The organism is Bradyrhizobium tropiciagri (genome assembly GCF_018130545.1).
Classification (GTDB): Bacteria; Pseudomonadota; Alphaproteobacteria; order Rhizobiales; family Xanthobacteraceae; genus Bradyrhizobium; species Bradyrhizobium tropiciagri_A.
Genome location: NZ_JAFCKF010000001.1, coordinates 268,179 through 282,514 on the forward strand (window position 1 = coordinate 268,179; position 14,336 = coordinate 282,514).

The 14,336-nt window shown below is 64.5% G+C and carries 16 protein-coding genes; 7 read left to right on the forward strand and 9 right to left on the reverse strand.

Features of this window, described 5'->3' with window-relative positions:
- Positions 1-69: 69 nt before the first annotated feature.
- The gene (proC, locus tag JQ616_RS01285; RefSeq protein ID WP_212013077.1) at positions 70-948 is read left to right on the forward strand and encodes a pyrroline-5-carboxylate reductase; all 879 of its coding nucleotides are present in this window, start codon (positions 70-72) and stop codon (positions 946-948) included.
- A gap of 6 nt (positions 949-954) precedes the next feature.
- Here proC and JQ616_RS01290 read toward each other — a convergent pair whose 3' ends face one another.
- The 5 genes from JQ616_RS01290 to JQ616_RS01310 form a co-directional block, all read right to left on the reverse strand.
- Positions 955-1,365, reverse strand: coding sequence for a thioesterase family protein (locus JQ616_RS01290; RefSeq protein ID WP_212011629.1), 411 nt, complete (start codon positions 1,363-1,365; stop codon positions 955-957).
- Positions 1,366-1,426: 61 nt separating this feature from the next.
- Positions 1,427-1,630, reverse strand: coding sequence for a tautomerase family protein (locus JQ616_RS01295; protein ID WP_018269806.1), 204 nt, complete (start codon positions 1,628-1,630; stop codon positions 1,427-1,429).
- Between the two features lie 113 nt (positions 1,631-1,743).
- Positions 1,744-3,258 carry a histidine--tRNA ligase gene (hisS, locus tag JQ616_RS01300; RefSeq protein ID WP_212011630.1) on the reverse strand — a complete coding sequence of 505 codons (1,515 nt, stop codon included), beginning with the start codon at positions 3,256-3,258 and terminating at the stop codon, positions 1,744-1,746.
- Positions 3,259-3,329: 71 nt separating this feature from the next.
- Entirely contained in the window at positions 3,330-3,836 is a 507-nt protein-coding gene (locus JQ616_RS01305; RefSeq protein ID WP_212011632.1) for a YegJ family protein, read from the reverse strand.
- Positions 3,837-4,050: 214 nt separating this feature from the next.
- On the reverse strand, positions 4,051-5,130 hold the full coding sequence (locus tag JQ616_RS01310) for a branched-chain amino acid aminotransferase (RefSeq protein ID WP_212011634.1): 1,080 nt from the start codon (positions 5,128-5,130) through the stop codon (positions 4,051-4,053).
- A gap of 330 nt (positions 5,131-5,460) precedes the next feature.
- Here JQ616_RS01310 and JQ616_RS01315 point away from each other — a divergent pair, with 330 nt between their 5' ends.
- Genes JQ616_RS01315 through JQ616_RS01325 form a run of 3 tightly spaced genes read left to right on the forward strand, consistent with a single transcriptional unit; the run spans position 5,461 to position 8,125 of the window.
- Positions 5,461-6,006 carry a MarR family winged helix-turn-helix transcriptional regulator gene (locus tag JQ616_RS01315; protein WP_433995940.1) on the forward strand — a complete coding sequence of 182 codons (546 nt, stop codon included), beginning with the start codon at positions 5,461-5,463 and terminating at the stop codon, positions 6,004-6,006.
- Positions 6,007-6,026: 20 nt separating this feature from the next.
- On the forward strand, positions 6,027-6,731 hold the full coding sequence (locus JQ616_RS01320; protein WP_433995950.1) for a response regulator transcription factor: 705 nt from the start codon (positions 6,027-6,029) through the stop codon (positions 6,729-6,731).
- Positions 6,732-6,739: 8 nt separating this feature from the next.
- Positions 6,740-8,125 carry an ATP-binding protein gene (locus JQ616_RS01325; protein ID WP_212011636.1) on the forward strand — a complete coding sequence of 462 codons (1,386 nt, stop codon included), beginning with the start codon at positions 6,740-6,742 and terminating at the stop codon, positions 8,123-8,125.
- A 15-nt stretch (positions 8,126-8,140) separates the two neighbouring features.
- Here JQ616_RS01325 and JQ616_RS01330 read toward each other — a convergent pair whose 3' ends face one another.
- From JQ616_RS01330 to JQ616_RS01340, 3 genes are all read right to left on the reverse strand, one after another.
- The gene (locus JQ616_RS01330) at positions 8,141-10,441 is read right to left on the reverse strand and encodes a TonB-dependent siderophore receptor (protein ID WP_212011638.1); all 2,301 of its coding nucleotides are present in this window, start codon (positions 10,439-10,441) and stop codon (positions 8,141-8,143) included.
- Between the two features lie 509 nt (positions 10,442-10,950).
- Positions 10,951-11,481 carry a DUF3617 domain-containing protein gene (locus tag JQ616_RS01335; RefSeq protein WP_212011640.1) on the reverse strand — a complete coding sequence of 177 codons (531 nt, stop codon included), beginning with the start codon at positions 11,479-11,481 and terminating at the stop codon, positions 10,951-10,953.
- A 45-nt stretch (positions 11,482-11,526) separates the two neighbouring features.
- A complete protein-coding gene (locus JQ616_RS01340) occupies positions 11,527-11,826 on the reverse strand; it encodes a hypothetical protein (RefSeq protein ID WP_212011642.1) in 300 nt (99 codons plus the stop codon).
- Positions 11,827-11,992: 166 nt separating this feature from the next.
- Here JQ616_RS01340 and JQ616_RS01345 point away from each other — a divergent pair, with 166 nt between their 5' ends.
- Complete coding sequence (locus JQ616_RS01345) at positions 11,993-12,469, forward strand: hypothetical protein (RefSeq protein WP_212011644.1); 477 nt, start codon at positions 11,993-11,995, stop codon at positions 12,467-12,469.
- A gap of 165 nt (positions 12,470-12,634) precedes the next feature.
- The gene (locus tag JQ616_RS01350; protein WP_249136441.1) at positions 12,635-13,273 is read left to right on the forward strand and encodes a ribonuclease T2; all 639 of its coding nucleotides are present in this window, start codon (positions 12,635-12,637) and stop codon (positions 13,271-13,273) included.
- On the opposite strand, the gene JQ616_RS01355 is transcribed toward JQ616_RS01350, so the two are convergent.
- Complete coding sequence (locus JQ616_RS01355) at positions 13,240-13,398, reverse strand: hypothetical protein (protein ID WP_212011648.1); 159 nt, start codon at positions 13,396-13,398, stop codon at positions 13,240-13,242. The two genes, JQ616_RS01350 and JQ616_RS01355, sit on opposite strands and share 34 nt — an antisense overlap.
- Before the next feature lie 34 nt (positions 13,399-13,432).
- On the opposite strand from JQ616_RS01355, the gene JQ616_RS01360 reads away from it, so the two are divergent.
- The gene (locus JQ616_RS01360) at positions 13,433-14,293 is read left to right on the forward strand and encodes a 23S rRNA (adenine(2030)-N(6))-methyltransferase RlmJ (protein WP_212013082.1); all 861 of its coding nucleotides are present in this window, start codon (positions 13,433-13,435) and stop codon (positions 14,291-14,293) included.
- Positions 14,294-14,336: the final 43 nt, after the last annotated feature.

The following is a 14,336-nucleotide window of genomic DNA, read 5'->3' on the forward strand; positions in this document are numbered from 1 at the left end:
TCCGCGGCTGCAGGGCTCACGCAAACTGCTTGTGGCTCGCTTCTGGCTTCACTAGAACCGCCTGTGGTTATGGGTCCCTGCTTCCGCAGGGACGACACAGAGTATGCGGAGCCACCTGTGAACACATCCAGCAGCGCATTGACTGACACGACCGGCACCATCGCGCTCGCGGGCGCGGGCAAGATGGGCGGCGCCATGCTGACCGGCTGGCTCGCACAGGGCCTTTCGCCCAAGCAGGTCGCGGTGATCGATCCCTATCTGTCGCCGGAGATCTCCGCGCTGGCCGCGAGAGGCGTGCGGCTCAATCCGCAGACGACGGAGCTCGGCACAGTCGACACGCTGGTCGTTGCGGTGAAGCCGCAATCGTTCCGCGACGCCGGCGCCGCGCTGAAAGCACTGGTCGGCCCATCGACCCTCGTGGTCTCGATCATGGCGGGCACCACCATCGCAGCGCTGGAAGAGGTTGTCGGCGGCGCGGTGGTGCGCGCGATGCCGAACACGCCAGCGGCGATCGGCCGCGGCATCACCGTCGCGGTGCCATCAAAGCGTGTCACCGCCGCGCAGCGCGCGATGACCGACGCGCTGCTGAAGGCGACCGGGCTCGTCGAATGGGTCGACGACGAAGGCCTGATGGACGCGGTGACCGCGGTCTCCGGCTCCGGTCCGGCCTATGTCTTCCTGCTCGCCGAGGAGCTCGCCCGCGCCGGCGTCGCCGCCGGCCTGCCCGAGCAGCTCGCGACCACGCTGGCGCGCGCCACTGTGGCCGGCTCCGGCGAGCTGCTGCATCGTTCGGATCTGCCGTCGGCAACGCTGCGGCAGAACGTCACCTCGCCCGGCGGCACCACTGCCGCCGCGCTCGAGGTGCTGATGGCCAATGACGGCATGCAGCCGCTGATGACCCGCGCGATCGCGGCGGCAACACGGCGCTCGAAGGAACTGGCGAAGTAGTCAGGCTTACTGCGCCAAACCGGAGGTCCCGGCAAGGCGCTTGTTAAAGCTCTCGACATTGATCAGGCCGCGGGCGTGGCGGCCTTCGCCGAGCTTGCGCGTGCCTTCAAAGGCCTCGACCTCGAAGCGGATCACGCGGCGCTCGACCGCGATCACCTTTGAGGTGGTCCGCACCGTGGCGCCGACAAGCGCGGCCGCGAGATGGCGGATATCGACCTCGGTCCCGACCGTGACCCAGCCGGGCTGCAACGCGGCGCGGATCGCATCGCCCGACGCCATCTCCATGTCGAGGATCATCATCGGCGTCGCATAGACCATCGGCATGCCGGGCACGAAATGCCCGACCGTACGCTCCGGCGGCACCACCAGCATGCGTTCGGCGCTCATGCCGATCTTGATGAAGTCGCGTGCGTCCATGGGTGCCTCAGAACAGATGTCGTCCCGGCTTTCGCCGGGACGACCTGTGGAGAAAGCGGGGCTATTTCTTCGCCGCAGCCGCGCGCTCGACGAAGGACTTGCCGCCCTTCATCTTGTGATGCAGCGGTGCTTCGTTGATCTGGATCACGACCGCGTCGGCATCGACGCCGAGATTCTTCACCAGTGCCTGGGTGATGTCGCGCATCATGCCGAGCTTCTGCTCGTCGGTGCGGCCGGCGGCCATGCTCACGGTGATCTCAGGCATCGGAATAACTCCCTGGTTGTTGTTGACGCGCAAACCGGTCGTCTGCCGGCCTGGCTGGCGCGCCATCTTTTTGAAGATGGCTGCGCGGGTCAAGCCCGCGCATGACAAACCAGCTATCCCCAGTTCACGTCATGCCGCGCCAAGACCTCGCGGACCTTGGCGACCAGCTCGGCCTCCGCGCAGGAGAACTGCGCCGGCCGCGTCTCGCGCCATTCCTGGTTGGAGGCGATCGCGGCCGCCGCCTTGGCACCCTCGATCAGATCCTTGATCTGCACCTCGCCGCGCGCCTTCTCATCCGAGCCCTGGATGATCACGCAGGGCGAATTGCGGCGGTCGGCATATTTGAGCTGGTTGCCCATGTTCTTCGGATTGCCGAGATAGAGTTCGGCGCGGAGGCCGGCCTGGCGCAGCTGGGCGACCATCTTCTGATAGTCGGCGACACGGTCGCGATCGAACACGGTGACGACGACGGGGCCGAACTCGGCCTTCGTATCGAGCTGGCCGAGCATCGTCAGCGCGGCCTGCAACCGCGATACACCGATCGAGAAGCCGGTCGCCGGCACCGGCTCGCCGCGGAAGCGCGAGACCAGGCCATCGTAACGACCACCACCGCCGACCGAGCCGAACCGCACCGGGCGGCCCTTCTCGTCCTTGGTATCGAGCAGCAACTCAACTTCGTACACCGGGCCGGTGTAGTATTCGAGGCCGCGGACAACCGTGGGATCGATCCGGATGCGATCCGCGCCATAGCCGGACGCCGCGACCAGCTTGGCGATCTCTTCAAGCTCGCTCACGCCGGCCTGGCCGACTTCACTCTTCGCGAGATAAGTCTCCGCCGCAGCGATGGCATCTTTCCAATCGTCGCGCTGCTGCGTGACGGCGAGGACGATATCGGCATCCGCCGGGCTCAGCTCGGCGCCCTTGGTGAAGTCGCCCTTGCCCTCTTCGCCGCCATCCCATCGTCCGGGACCCAACAGCTTGCGGACCTCGTCGGCGGAAAACTTGTCGAGCTTGTCGATCGCGCGCAGCACGGTGAGCCTGCGGCCTGCATTCTCGTCGCCGCCGAGGCCGATCGCCTCGAGCACGCCGTCGAGCACCTTGCGGTTGTTCACCTTGACGACATAGGAGCCGCGCGGAATGCCGAGCGCTTCCATCGTATCAGCCGCCATCATGCAGATCTCGGCGTCGGCCGCCGGCGTCGCCGACCCCACCGTGTCCGCATCGAACTGCATGAACTGGCGGAAGCGGCCCGGACCCGGCTTCTCGTTGCGGAAGACATAGCCGAACCGATACGACCGATACGGCTTCGGCAGCGCGTCGAAATTCTCCGCGACATAGCGCGCCAGCGGCGCGGTCAGGTCGTAGCGCAGCGAGATCCACTGCTCGTCATCGTCCTGGAACGAGAACACGCCTTCGTTGGGGCGGTCCTGGTCGGGCAGGAATTTGCCGAGCGCGTCGGTATACTCCATCGCCGGCGTCTCCACCGGCTCGAAGCCGTAGAGCTCGTAGACGGCGCGGATCTTCTCGACCATCGCGCGCGTGGCATTGATCGCGGCCGGGCCGCGATCTTCCAGTCCGCGCGGCAGGCGCGCCTTCAGTTTCTGGGGTTTTTTGGGTTTCTCGGCCATTGGCGGCATTTATCAGTGGACGCGCAAGGCGGCAACCCGCTCTGCGCCCCGCCGCGGCCAAAACGCCGGCCTTAAGGCTGCTCCATCCGCGCGCGAAGCGCGTCGGCGTCGGCCTTCGGCATCGATTTCAACAGCGGCTTGATGGTCTCGCCGCCGACGATCTTGCCGTTGCGCATGAACATCCAGTCGGAGATATCGGCCTCCTTGAACTCGACGAGGTCGCCGGCCTGCTTGCCCGGCAGATCGCGCGGCTGGTTGGCGAACCGCCCGGAATAGCCGCCGTCCGGCAGCTTCTTCACCTCGCGCATCCAGATGTGCTCGCCCTCGTTGCGATGGGTCGGAAAGCGGACCTTCAGGGAGTGCTGGGTCTCCGACGGCTTCGGCGCCTGATAGGAGGCCCAGAATGTTGGCAGCGTCTCGCGCGCATGGGTGATCGCGGCGTTCATCTCCGGATCGGCGGTGCGCACATCGATCACTGGCGAGCGGTCCTCGGCCTGCGCCGCATTGGTTCCGGCGAGCGCAAACACAGCCGCAATCAGCACGGCACAGGTCAGACGGGCTACGGAAGTTTTGGTCATGTCATCACGCGAATGGGGGATTGTTGGAGGCGGGAAGCGAGACTTTGTCGCGCGCAAGCAGCAGCCCGTTCATATGGCGATGGCTCATCACACAGAAAAATGACCGCCGAGGCAGAGCGTCGGCGCAGGAGCAGCTGTTCCACAACGAAAGCGCCTCTTCCCAGCACGGGAAGAGGCGCCAAATCGAAGCCGTCAGCGATAGAACCGCTGCGCGTCAGGCCACGCTTCGGATCCAGTTATGCGGATCGTTGGTGCGACCGTATTGAATGTCGACCAGCTTCTTGCGCAGGCCCATCGCGACCGGGCCGGCGACGCCGCCGCTGATCTGGAAGTCGCCGCTCGCCGAACACACCTTGCCGATCGGCGAGATCACGGCGGCGGTGCCGCAGGCGAACGCTTCTTTCAGCTTGCCGCTGGCGGCGTCCGCACGCCACTGCTGGATCGTGTAGGGCTCCTCGCGCACGCGGGTGCCGGAATCCTTGGCAAGCGCGATGATCGAGTCGCGGGTGATGCCGGGGAGGATGGTGCCGAGCGGCGGCGTCAAGAGCGAGCCGTCATCGAACGCGAAGAAGATGTTCATGCCGCCGAGCTCCTCGATGTAGCGGCGCTCGACCGCGTCGAGGAACACGACCTGATCGCAGCCGCGATCGATCGCTTCGGCCTGCGCGCGCAGGCTGGCGGCATAATTGCCGCCGCACTTGACGGCACCGGTGCCGCCGATCGCAGCACGCGTGTAGTTCTCCGACACCCAGATCGACACCGGCGCGGGACCGCCCTTGAAATAGGAGCCGACCGGAGATGCGATCACCGAGAAGATGTATTCCGCCGACGGCTTGACGCCGAGGAAGATCTCGCTCGCGATCATGAAGGGCCGCAGATAGAGACTGCCCTCGCCGCCCGGGATCCAGGCGCGATCGATCCGCACCAATTGCTCGACCGCCTCGATGAACAGATCCTCGGGCAGCGGCGCCATCGCCATGCGATCGGCCGAATCGCGGAAGCGACGCGCATTGGCGTCGGGGCGAAACAGGTTCACGCCGCCATCGTCGCGCTTGTAGGCCTTGAGACCTTCGAAAATCTCCTGGGCGTAGTGCAGCACCGCGCCGGCCGGATCGAGCGGAAAATTCGCGCGCGCCTCGACGCGAGCGCTGTGCCAGCCCTTGCCCTGGCTGTAGCGGACGATCGCCATGTGATCGGTGAAGACGCGGCCGAAGCCCGGGTCCACGAGCTTCGCTCCGCGGTCCTTGTCGGACGTCGCATTCGGCGAAGGCTGGATGTCGAATTTCAAAGTCATTTTTCTTGCTTTCCGCTGTCGGAACCGGCGCGAGTTCGGGCGCCGGCCTGTTTCCCCCGGAGCCTCACGGCTCGGCTGGTCCGGACCTCACCACCTCCGGCCGCGGGGCCGGTTTCCATCGCCAACATGCCGGTTAGACATGCTTTTGCGGAGTGCTGAAGTCCAGTATGTTTGCCGAAATGCCGCTCGACAATCGCACGGTAGTCCAATTTACGGCCCAAACCGCCTCACAGGCTCTTTCAGGCCGTCTCAAACGCTGTCAGGGACAAAACGACCTAATGTTTCGTCGTGACAGGCAGTTTTGTAACATTGAACCCAAGATACGTCAATATGACTGACATAAATTTCTCAGGCATGGCTGCCAAGCCCGATTCGCAGGGAGATGACCATCCTGCGGCGGGCGGTCGCGACCTGCGCTGGGACATCATCGAGCTGTTGTTCTTCGCCTACCGCGACTTCGTCGGCGACGCCGACCAGGAGCTGGAGGCATTCGGCTTCGGCCGCGCCCACCACCGCGTCATCCACTTCGTCACCCGCTATCCCGGCCTGAAGGTCGCCGACCTGCTCGACGTCTTGCGCATCACCAAGCAGTCGCTCGGGCGGGTGCTCAAGCAGCTCTTGGACGAGGGCTACATCGTGCAGAAGACCGGCAACAATGACCGCCGGCAGCGGCTGCTCTACGCAACGCCGAAGGGCGAGGCGCTGGTCGCCAAGCTCGCAGGCCTGCAGACCGACCGCATCAACCGCGCCGTCGCCGGCATCGATCCGGCCGGCGTCGAGACGGTTCGCCAATTCCTCCGCGCGATGATCGACCGCGACGACCCCGATAAGGTGCTCGAAGCGATCTTCGGCGGCGGCAAGAAAGCAAGGGAGTGAACCTGGTGCAGGCTGCAACCATGATGCGCGCGCCGATCGAGCCCGCCGACGACGCGCCGCATCTGCTTTTGGTCGACGACGACCGCCGTATTCGCGACCTGTTGTCGCGCTTTCTCTCAGGCGAGGGCTATCGCGTCACGACGGCAATGAGCGCCACCGACGCCCGCGCCAAACTGCTCGGGCTGCATTTCGACCTCTTGATCCTCGACGTGATGATGCCGGGCGAGAACGGCTTCGACCTCGCCCGCTTCATCCGCACCTCCTCGACGGTGCCGATCATCATGCTGACCGCGCGACATGAGGCGGAAGCCCGCATCGAGGGCCTGCAGATCGGCGCCGACGACTATGTCGCCAAGCCGTTCGAGCCGCGCGAACTCGTGCTGCGCATCGGCAACATCCTCAAGCGCACCGCGCCGCCGCAGGTCATCACCGTCGAGCAGATCGCATTCGGCCCCTACATCTTCCACATCGAGCGCAGCGAGCTGCGCCAGGGCGAGGAGATCGTCCATCTCACCGACCGCGAGCGCGAGATGCTGCGCATCCTCGCCAGCGCGCCCGGCGAGACCGTGCCGCGCGCCGCGCTGACCTCTGGCGGCACGGTCAACGAGCGCGCGGTCGACGTGCAGATCAACCGCCTGCGTCGCAAGATCGAGCACGATCCCGCCAATCCGCTATTCCTCCAGGCGGTGCGCGGCATTGGCTATCGCCTGGTCGCCTCGCCGTAAGATATCCCATGAGCACGCTCGATTCCGGCCTGACCCTGATCAAGAACGCCTCGCAGCGCGTCTCGAAGGCGAACGGCTGGATGGGCAACGCGTTCAAGAGCTGGATGCCGACCGGCCTCTACGCCCGCGCACTGCTGATCATGATCGTGCCGATGGTGATCCTGCAAACCGTGGTGGCGTTCGTGTTCATGGAGCGGCACTGGAACACGGTGACGCGGCGCCTGTCGGCCGCGGTGGTGTCGGACATCGCCGCGCTGATCGACGTCTACAAGATCTATCCGCAGGACAAGGATCGCGCGCAACTGCGCGGCATCGCCCAGAAGCTGCAGCTGGTGGTCGATTTCCTCCCCGCCGGCGACATGCCGCCACCAGGGCCAAAGCCGTTCTTCTCGCTGCTCGACCAGACCCTGTCGGTGCAGCTCGGCCGCCAGATCAGCCGCCCGTTCTGGATCGACACCGTCGGCAAGTCCAATCTGGTCGAGATCCGCGTGCAGCTCGACGATTCCGTGATGCGGATCTTCGCCCAGCGCAGCGCCGCCTATGCCTCCAATTCGGAGATCTTCATCTTCTGGATGCTCGGCACGTCGACGATCCTGCTGATCGTCGCGGTGCTGTTCCTGCGTAACCAGATCAAGCCGATCCTGCGGCTCGCCGACGCCGCGGAAAGTTTCGGCAAGGGCCGCGAGGCGCCGAATTTCCGGCCACGCGGTGCGCGCGAGGTGCGGCGCGCGGCGCAGGCCTTCATCGAGATGAAGGCGCGCGTCGAGCGCTCGATCGAGCAGCGCACCGCGATGCTTGCCGGCGTCTCGCACGACCTGCGCACCATCCTGACCCGCTTCAAGCTCGAGCTCGCCTTGATCGGCGAAGGCCCCGAGATCGACGCGATGCGCAAGGACGTCGACGAGATGTCGATGATGCTGGAAGACTACCTCGCCTTCGCGCGCGGCGATTCCGGCGAGGTCGCGCAGCCGACCGACATGGCGATGGCGCTGGAGGAATTGCGCAGCGACGCCGAGCGCCACGGCCACACCGCGACCGTCGCATTCCACGGCCTGCCGGTGGTCACGGTGAAGCCGGCCTCGTTCAAGCGCTGCCTCGCCAACCTCGTGTCGAACGCGGCGCGCCACGCCAACACGATCTCGATCACCGGCCATCGCGACCACCGTTATCTCAACATCACGGTCGACGATGACGGCCCCGGCATCCCCGCCAACATGCGCGAGGAAGTGTTCAAGCCGTTCCTGCGGCTCGACGATGCGCGCAACCAGGATGAAGGCGGCAGCGGGCTTGGGCTCGCAATCGCCCGCGACATCGCACGCTCGCATGGCGGCGACATCATGCTCAGCGAGAGCCCGATGGGCGGGCTGCGGGCCGCCGTGCGGGTGCCGGTGTAGCGAAGGCCGGCTTCCTTACCAGCGGTAAGACAAGGTGCCGATCACCTGCCTCCGTTCGCCGGAATAGCAGTAGCCGGACTGGCAGGTCTGGTACTGCTTGTCGAACAGATTGGTCGCGTTCACGCGCATGGTGGCGCCGAGGAAGCGCCGGTCGAGCTTGCCCAGATCGTAGTCGATCACGGCATCGAACAGCGTCGTCGCCGCATTCTGGAACGTGTTCTGGTCGTTGCCGAAGTTGGTCCCGATATAGCGGACACCGAGGCCAAGGCCGAGCCCCTCGACGGGAACGCCGGACTGGAAGGTGTATTTGCCGAAGGCCGCGAAGGAATTCCGCGGAATGCCGGACAGCTCATTGCCGGTCGTGTCGGGATTGCCCTGCGTGATCACGACATTGAGATGGGTGTAGGCCGCGGTGAGATCGAAGCCCTGCTTGAGCGCCAGCTTCGCCTCGAGCTCGACGCCCTTGGACTCGACCTGGCCGGTTGCGGCCTGGAACGCCATGTTGTTGGGATCGGTGCGCAGGACATTGTCCTGCGTGATGTCGAACACCGCCGCGGTCAACAGCACCGGAAGCTGCGGCATCTGGTACTTGATGCCGATTTCCTTCTGCTCGCCGGTGGTCGGCTTGAATGGTGTCCCGGATACGTCGACGCCGACCTGCGGGGCGAATGACGTCGCGTAGCTGACATAGGGCGCAACGCCGCTATCGAAGACGTAAGCGAGGCCCGCCCGGCCCGTGAAGGCATTCGCCTTCTGCGTTGACGGTACGCCGTCGAGACCCGCGGTCGTCGTCTGCGACACCCAGCTCTGGCGCCCGTTGAGCGTCAGAACGAAGCCGCCGAGCTTGGCCTGCTCCTGCGCATAGACACCCACCTCGTCGGTCGACTGCTTGTTGAAAATCGAGAAGGCCGGCGTCGCGATCGCCTGCGCGCCATAGTTCATGGTCAGGAGATTGAGGTCCGGCGCCGCGCCGTAACCGATCTTGTCGTTGTAGTAGGAGTGTCCGTAGTCGACGCCGAACAGCACCGTGTTCTTGACCGCGCCGAGCATGAACTTGGCCTCGGCCTGGTTGTCGAGCGTCACCGTGTTGAAGCTGTCGAGGATCCGCCAGGCGGAGCGCGACGCCAGATTGGTGCTGCTGTCGATCGAATCGATCTGGGTGTATTTCGCGTCGGTGTCGACCTGATAGAAGCGGAAATTCTGCCGCACCGTCCAGACGTCGTCGACATTGTGCTCGAACGCATAGCCGATGCGATACTGCTTCTGATCCATCGCGCTGAACGCCGGATCATTCGAGTAGATGTTGGTCAATTGTCCGTCGGGCGTACGGAAGTTGCCGATGCTCGCGGCGGTCCGGCTGCTTTGGTATTCGCTCAGGATCGTGAACGACGTATCGGCGTCCGGCCGCCAGGTCAGCGCCGGCGCGATGTAGGTGCGATCGTCATCATTGCCGGGATACCAGGTCTTCGCCTCGCGCAGCAGACCCGTCAGCCGGTAATACAGTTGGTCGCTGCCGGGCACCGGACCGCCGAGATCGAAGCTGCCCTGGTAGCGATCGTAAGTGCCGGCTTGCAGCTGCACCTCGCCGAACGGCGTCAGGGTCGGCCGCTTGGTGGTGACATCCACGATGCCTCCGGGAGAACCGAGACCGTAGAGGCCCGAGGCGGGACCACGCAGGATCGACACGCTGTCGAGACCGTATGGCTCGATCTTGGGAATCGCGAAATTGCCGCCGCCCTGGCGCAGGCCGTCGCGGTATATCCCGGTATAGGTCGCATCGAAACCGCGGATGTAGAAACTGTCGAACCTCGGATCATAACCGAACGCCGTGGTCGTCACGCCGGGCGTGTAGTTGACGGCGTCCTTGAGCGTCTGAACATTGCGATCCCGAAGCTCCTTCTGGGTCACGACCGAAAGCGACTGCGGCGTTTCGATCAACGCCGTGTTGGTCTTGGTGCCGGCCGTGCTGCCGGTCGCGACGTAACCGGTCGTCGTACCGATCGCGCCGCTGATACCCTGCGATCGCGGCGCCTGGCTCTGAGCGGGCGCTGCAACCCGACTGCGTCGGCTCGCCGCGACCGCGCGCGACGACCTGGTGTTCTGACTGGAAGCCGCGGCCGCGCGCTTCTTTGCCGCGCCGGGCTGATCCACCGTCACGGCCGGAAGCACGCTGGCATTGTTCGGCGGAGGACTGGTTTGTGCCTGAGCGCTGGCGACGTTTGCACCTGCTGCTCCAAGCATGACCGAACCAAGAAACGCTGCATTGATCGCAGCCGTTGATCCAAGCAAGCCGCGCTTGCTTCGATACGAAGTCATTCCCACCGAACAATTCCCCACACGCCCAGACTGATCTTGATCGAGTCGCGTCTTCCTCATGACGCGACATCGATTGGGGCGGACTTCTATCGGCGGGGTTTGCGAAATTCCACATGCGCGAAATAGAATTGCTTGAAGCGCGCGAGATACGAAACACTGGAATGATTCAACATGTGCGCATTTGAACGATTCAAAACGACACGTTGTCGCAGCACGCTTGCAGCACAGCGATTGCGACGCATGTCCTCGCTCTCTCGAATTGCTCGAGCGCGAAACACGTAGCGATCATTCAATCACGTTGGTCGGCATCGCGCTGCACGTGCCGTCGTGCTTTGCGCAATCGGACCCAGCGCGCTCTATGCCGAGGCGCCGCAGCCGAGTCACCGCGTCAGCGCAAACTGCTTTGCAAGCTTGTCGCGGGCTCATCGCAATGATGGTGTAGAATTGCGTCACGTCCTCTCCGCATACAGAGAGGACGAAATCAGGCGCGCAACCGAATGCGCGGCGCCTTACTTCTGCTTGGGCAGCAGGGCCTTCAGTTTTTCCATGTCCTTGACGTTCATCTTCATGCCGCCGGGCATGATGATGTCGCCGGGCTTCTGGTCGGCCTTGCAGGCGCCGAGCCATTTCGCCTCGATGGTCATCGTGGTGTCGCGCGAGCCGGCCGCGCCGCCCTCGGCATGCGAGGTGCTCTTCACCGTGTAGGCGGAATTGAAATCGCCGACGATCTCGGCATGGCTCTGCATCGACATGCCGGCGACGCTGCACACGCTGTCGCTGACATAGCCGGTCGCGGTCTTCTGGATGTCCTGCTTGGAGCAGACTTCCTTGGCCATCGGCGAGGCCGCCGCGCTCATCTCCTTGTCGGTGGTCTCGTCGGTGCAGTGCTGCATGGTGATTTCCGGCATCGGCCCGCCGGTACGCACCATTTTCATCTCCCATAGCCCGGCCTTGCGAATCGGCAGGTCGACGGCACTTGCGGCGCCGGTGGACAGGACAAGGCATACAGCAGAACCAATCAAGGCAAGCTGTCGGGTCATGCGGCTAGCTCCCGGCTGAGAACGATCGGAGGATTTAAGGCGCGCTCAGTAGAGCGTGCGCACCGGCCTCTGCGCGGCGCCATACGGTACCCAGCGACAAGCGAAGGAGATGTAGCCGCCCGGGTAGCGCTGCACCGCCAGGAACTTGACCACCTTGCCGTAGGAGGCGCAGTGATCGACAGCGAGTTGCCGGGCATCGGTCTGGGCTGCCAGCGAATAGGCGATGATACCGCCGGTATCATTGCCCTTGAACGGCGGCACCGGCTGCAACCAATCGGCTTGCGCCGGACCAACGGCCAGCATCCCGCAAACGGCAACCAGGCACGCGGCCAATTTCCTTCGCATCGCAGACTCCATTTCGCTGGAGGCCAACATAGAGTGCGCCGGCGACCGTGAAAAGAACGAGCCGGCTATCAGAGGTGGACTTCTCGACAGGTGTTGCCGCGCTGCACTTGACCTTGCCGGGGCTTCACGGCACCGTCCGCCGCATCGGATAACCGGGTGGATTCCCATGCGCAACCTGTTCAACTCCCGCAACAAACTCGGCCGCACGCTCGGCCTCGGCGCCGCGCTCGTGGTCGGCACGCTGGCTTTCGGGGGCACGGCGCAGGCCGCCAATCCGTTCGAGCTGAATTTCTGGCTGTCGGGCCCGCGCTATGACGGCAATGTGGCCCCGTGCGAGAAGGCCCTGACGACCATCAGCGATCAATTCCACGAGAAGGAAGCCACCTTCTGGAATTCGCCGCTCGTCATCACCGGCTTCAGCCGGATCCACGAAACCGCATTCCGCCCCTGGCAGGCCGACAATATCCCGCGCCGCTATTGCTCGGGCGATGCGCTGTTGAGCGACGGCAAGGTGCGCAAGGTGCACTATTCCATCATCGAGGACGGCGGCTTTGCCGGTATCGACCAGGGCGTCGAATGGTGCGTCACCGGGCTCGACCGCAACTGGGCCTACAACCCGTCCTGCAAGGCCGCCCGGCCCTGATTTCCCGACCGGATTGCTGAAACGGAAGCCGCCGCCATCAAAGCCGGCGGCTTTTGTTCTTGAAATGTTCCAAAGGCCTGCTAGGCTCCGGGACGATCGCGTGAGGGGGAGCGTTTGATGCCTCGGTTGGACACAATTTCCCGATTCCTGATTTCCGCTGTCTTGATGCTCTGTGGTGCGGTTGGGGCCTCGGCCCAGGATCGCCGCCAGAATACGCCCGGCGAATTCGATTTTTATGTGCTGTCGCTGTCGTGGTCGCCGTCGTTCTGCGAGGCGGCGAGCGAGCGCGGCAACAACGGCCGCGGCACCCAGGCACAATGCGGCGGCCGGCCCTACTCGTTCGTGGTCCATGGGCTGTGGCCACAATATGAGCGCGGCTTCCCGGAATATTGCCAGCGCCCCTCGCCGCGGCTGGCGCGCAACATCATGACCTCGATGCTCGACCTGATGCCGGCGCCCGGGCTGATCTACAACGAGTGGGACAAGCACGGCACCTGCTCCGGTCTCGGCGAGCGCGCCTATTTCGAAGCCATCCGCAAAGCCCGCGCCGCGGTCAAGATCCCCGAGGAATTCCTGCAATTGTCGGAGCCAAAGACGATCGCGCCCGACGAGTTGGAGACGGCCTTCATCAAGGCCAATCCCGGGCTCAGCAACTCCGCGATCTCGGTGACCTGCGACAGCCGGCGCCTCAGCGAGGTGCGGATTTGCCTCAGCAAGGATCTGCAATTCCGCTCCTGCGAGGAAATCGATCGCCGCGCCTGCCGCCGCGATCAGGTGCTGATGCCGCCGGTTCGCGGCGGCTGACCCCTCCCCGTCATGGCCGGGCAGACGCGCGCCGCGCTGAGCGTCCCGGCCATCCGCGCCATCGCGAATCCGGCAAGATAGGCGTCGATGCCCGGGACAAGCCCGGGCATGACGAAGTACAACATGCGCACCCCTCTCGGAGCGCAGCGCGATAACAGCATGAACTATCGTCACGCCTTTCATGCCGGCAACTTTGCCGACGTCATCAAGCACATCGTGCTGGTGCGCATGCTGACCTATCTGCAGGAAAAGCAGGCGCCGTTCCGTGTCATCGACACCCATGCAGGCGCCGGCCTCTATGATCTGACCTCGAGCGAAGCCGAGCGCGGCGGCGAATGGCTCACCGGCATCGCGCGACTGATGCAGGCGCGCCTCTCCGACAAGGCGCAGCCATTGATCGCGCCCTATCTCGACATCGTCAGGGCATTCAATCCGCGCGGCGAGCTGAAAGCCTATCCCGGCTCACCGCTGATCACGCGCGCGCTGCTGCGTCCGCAAGATCGTCTCACTGCCTGCGAGATCGAACCGACCGCACGCAAGCAATTGATCGATGCGTTGCGGCGTGACGCGCAGGCGCGCGTCGTCGATCTCGACGGCTGGACGGCGCTGCCCGCATTCGTGCCGCCGAACGAGCGGCGCGGCCTGGTGCTGATCGATCCGCCGTTCGAAGCGAAGGACGAGTTCGAACGGCTTGCCGGTGCTTTCACGGAGGCGTTCGCGAAGTGGCCGACCGGCGCATATCTTTTGTGGTACCCCGTAAAAACCCGGAGAGCCACCGACGAACTCGCGCGCAGCGTGGCTGCTGCTGCAATGAGCAGCCGACCCGCAGGCAAATGCTTGCGTCTGGAATTCAGTGTGGCGCCGCAAGAAGCGGGCGCAGGCCTCGTTTCCACCGGTCTTTTGATAGTGAATCCGCCGTGGACGCTCGCCAACGAGCTGAAGATCATCCTGCCCGAACTCGAGAAGCCGCTCGGTCAAGGCGGCGCGGCGCGCTTCAAACTAGAGACGCCTAAAGCTTGATCGAAAAGCACCCACTGAAAAGTTCAATTTTGAGCATAGGCAA

Bases quoted from the DNA above. Each gene is read 5' to 3' on its own strand.
- JQ616_RS01355 (WP_212011648.1), bottom strand. From the start codon at position 13,398: ATGTTGTACTTCGTCATGCCCGGGCTTGTCCCGGGCATCGACGCCTAT.
- hisS (WP_212011630.1), bottom strand. From the start codon at position 3,258: ATGGCCGAGAAACCCAAAAAACCCCAGAAACTGAAGGCGCGCCTGCCG.
- proC (WP_212013077.1), top strand. From the start codon at position 70: ATGGGTCCCTGCTTCCGCAGGGACGACACAGAGTATGCGGAGCCACCT.
- JQ616_RS01315 (WP_433995940.1), top strand. From the start codon at position 5,461: ATGACTGACATAAATTTCTCAGGCATGGCTGCCAAGCCCGATTCGCAG.
- JQ616_RS01295 (WP_018269806.1), bottom strand. From the start codon at position 1,630: ATGCCTGAGATCACCGTGAGCATGGCCGCCGGCCGCACCGACGAGCAG.
- JQ616_RS01350 (WP_249136441.1), top strand. From the start codon at position 12,635: ATGCTCTGTGGTGCGGTTGGGGCCTCGGCCCAGGATCGCCGCCAGAAT.
- JQ616_RS01330 (WP_212011638.1), bottom strand. From the start codon at position 10,441: ATGACTTCGTATCGAAGCAAGCGCGGCTTGCTTGGATCAACGGCTGCG.
- JQ616_RS01320 (WP_433995950.1), top strand. From the start codon at position 6,027: ATGATGCGCGCGCCGATCGAGCCCGCCGACGACGCGCCGCATCTGCTT.
- JQ616_RS01360 (WP_212013082.1), top strand. From the start codon at position 13,433: ATGAACTATCGTCACGCCTTTCATGCCGGCAACTTTGCCGACGTCATC.
- JQ616_RS01340 (WP_212011642.1), bottom strand. From the start codon at position 11,826: ATGCGAAGGAAATTGGCCGCGTGCCTGGTTGCCGTTTGCGGGATGCTG.
- JQ616_RS01345 (WP_212011644.1), top strand. From the start codon at position 11,993: ATGCGCAACCTGTTCAACTCCCGCAACAAACTCGGCCGCACGCTCGGC.
- JQ616_RS01310 (WP_212011634.1), bottom strand. From the start codon at position 5,130: ATGACTTTGAAATTCGACATCCAGCCTTCGCCGAATGCGACGTCCGAC.
- JQ616_RS01290 (WP_212011629.1), bottom strand. From the start codon at position 1,365: ATGGACGCACGCGACTTCATCAAGATCGGCATGAGCGCCGAACGCATG.
- JQ616_RS01335 (WP_212011640.1), bottom strand. From the start codon at position 11,481: ATGACCCGACAGCTTGCCTTGATTGGTTCTGCTGTATGCCTTGTCCTG.
- JQ616_RS01305 (WP_212011632.1), bottom strand. From the start codon at position 3,836: ATGACCAAAACTTCCGTAGCCCGTCTGACCTGTGCCGTGCTGATTGCG.
- JQ616_RS01325 (WP_212011636.1), top strand. From the start codon at position 6,740: ATGAGCACGCTCGATTCCGGCCTGACCCTGATCAAGAACGCCTCGCAG.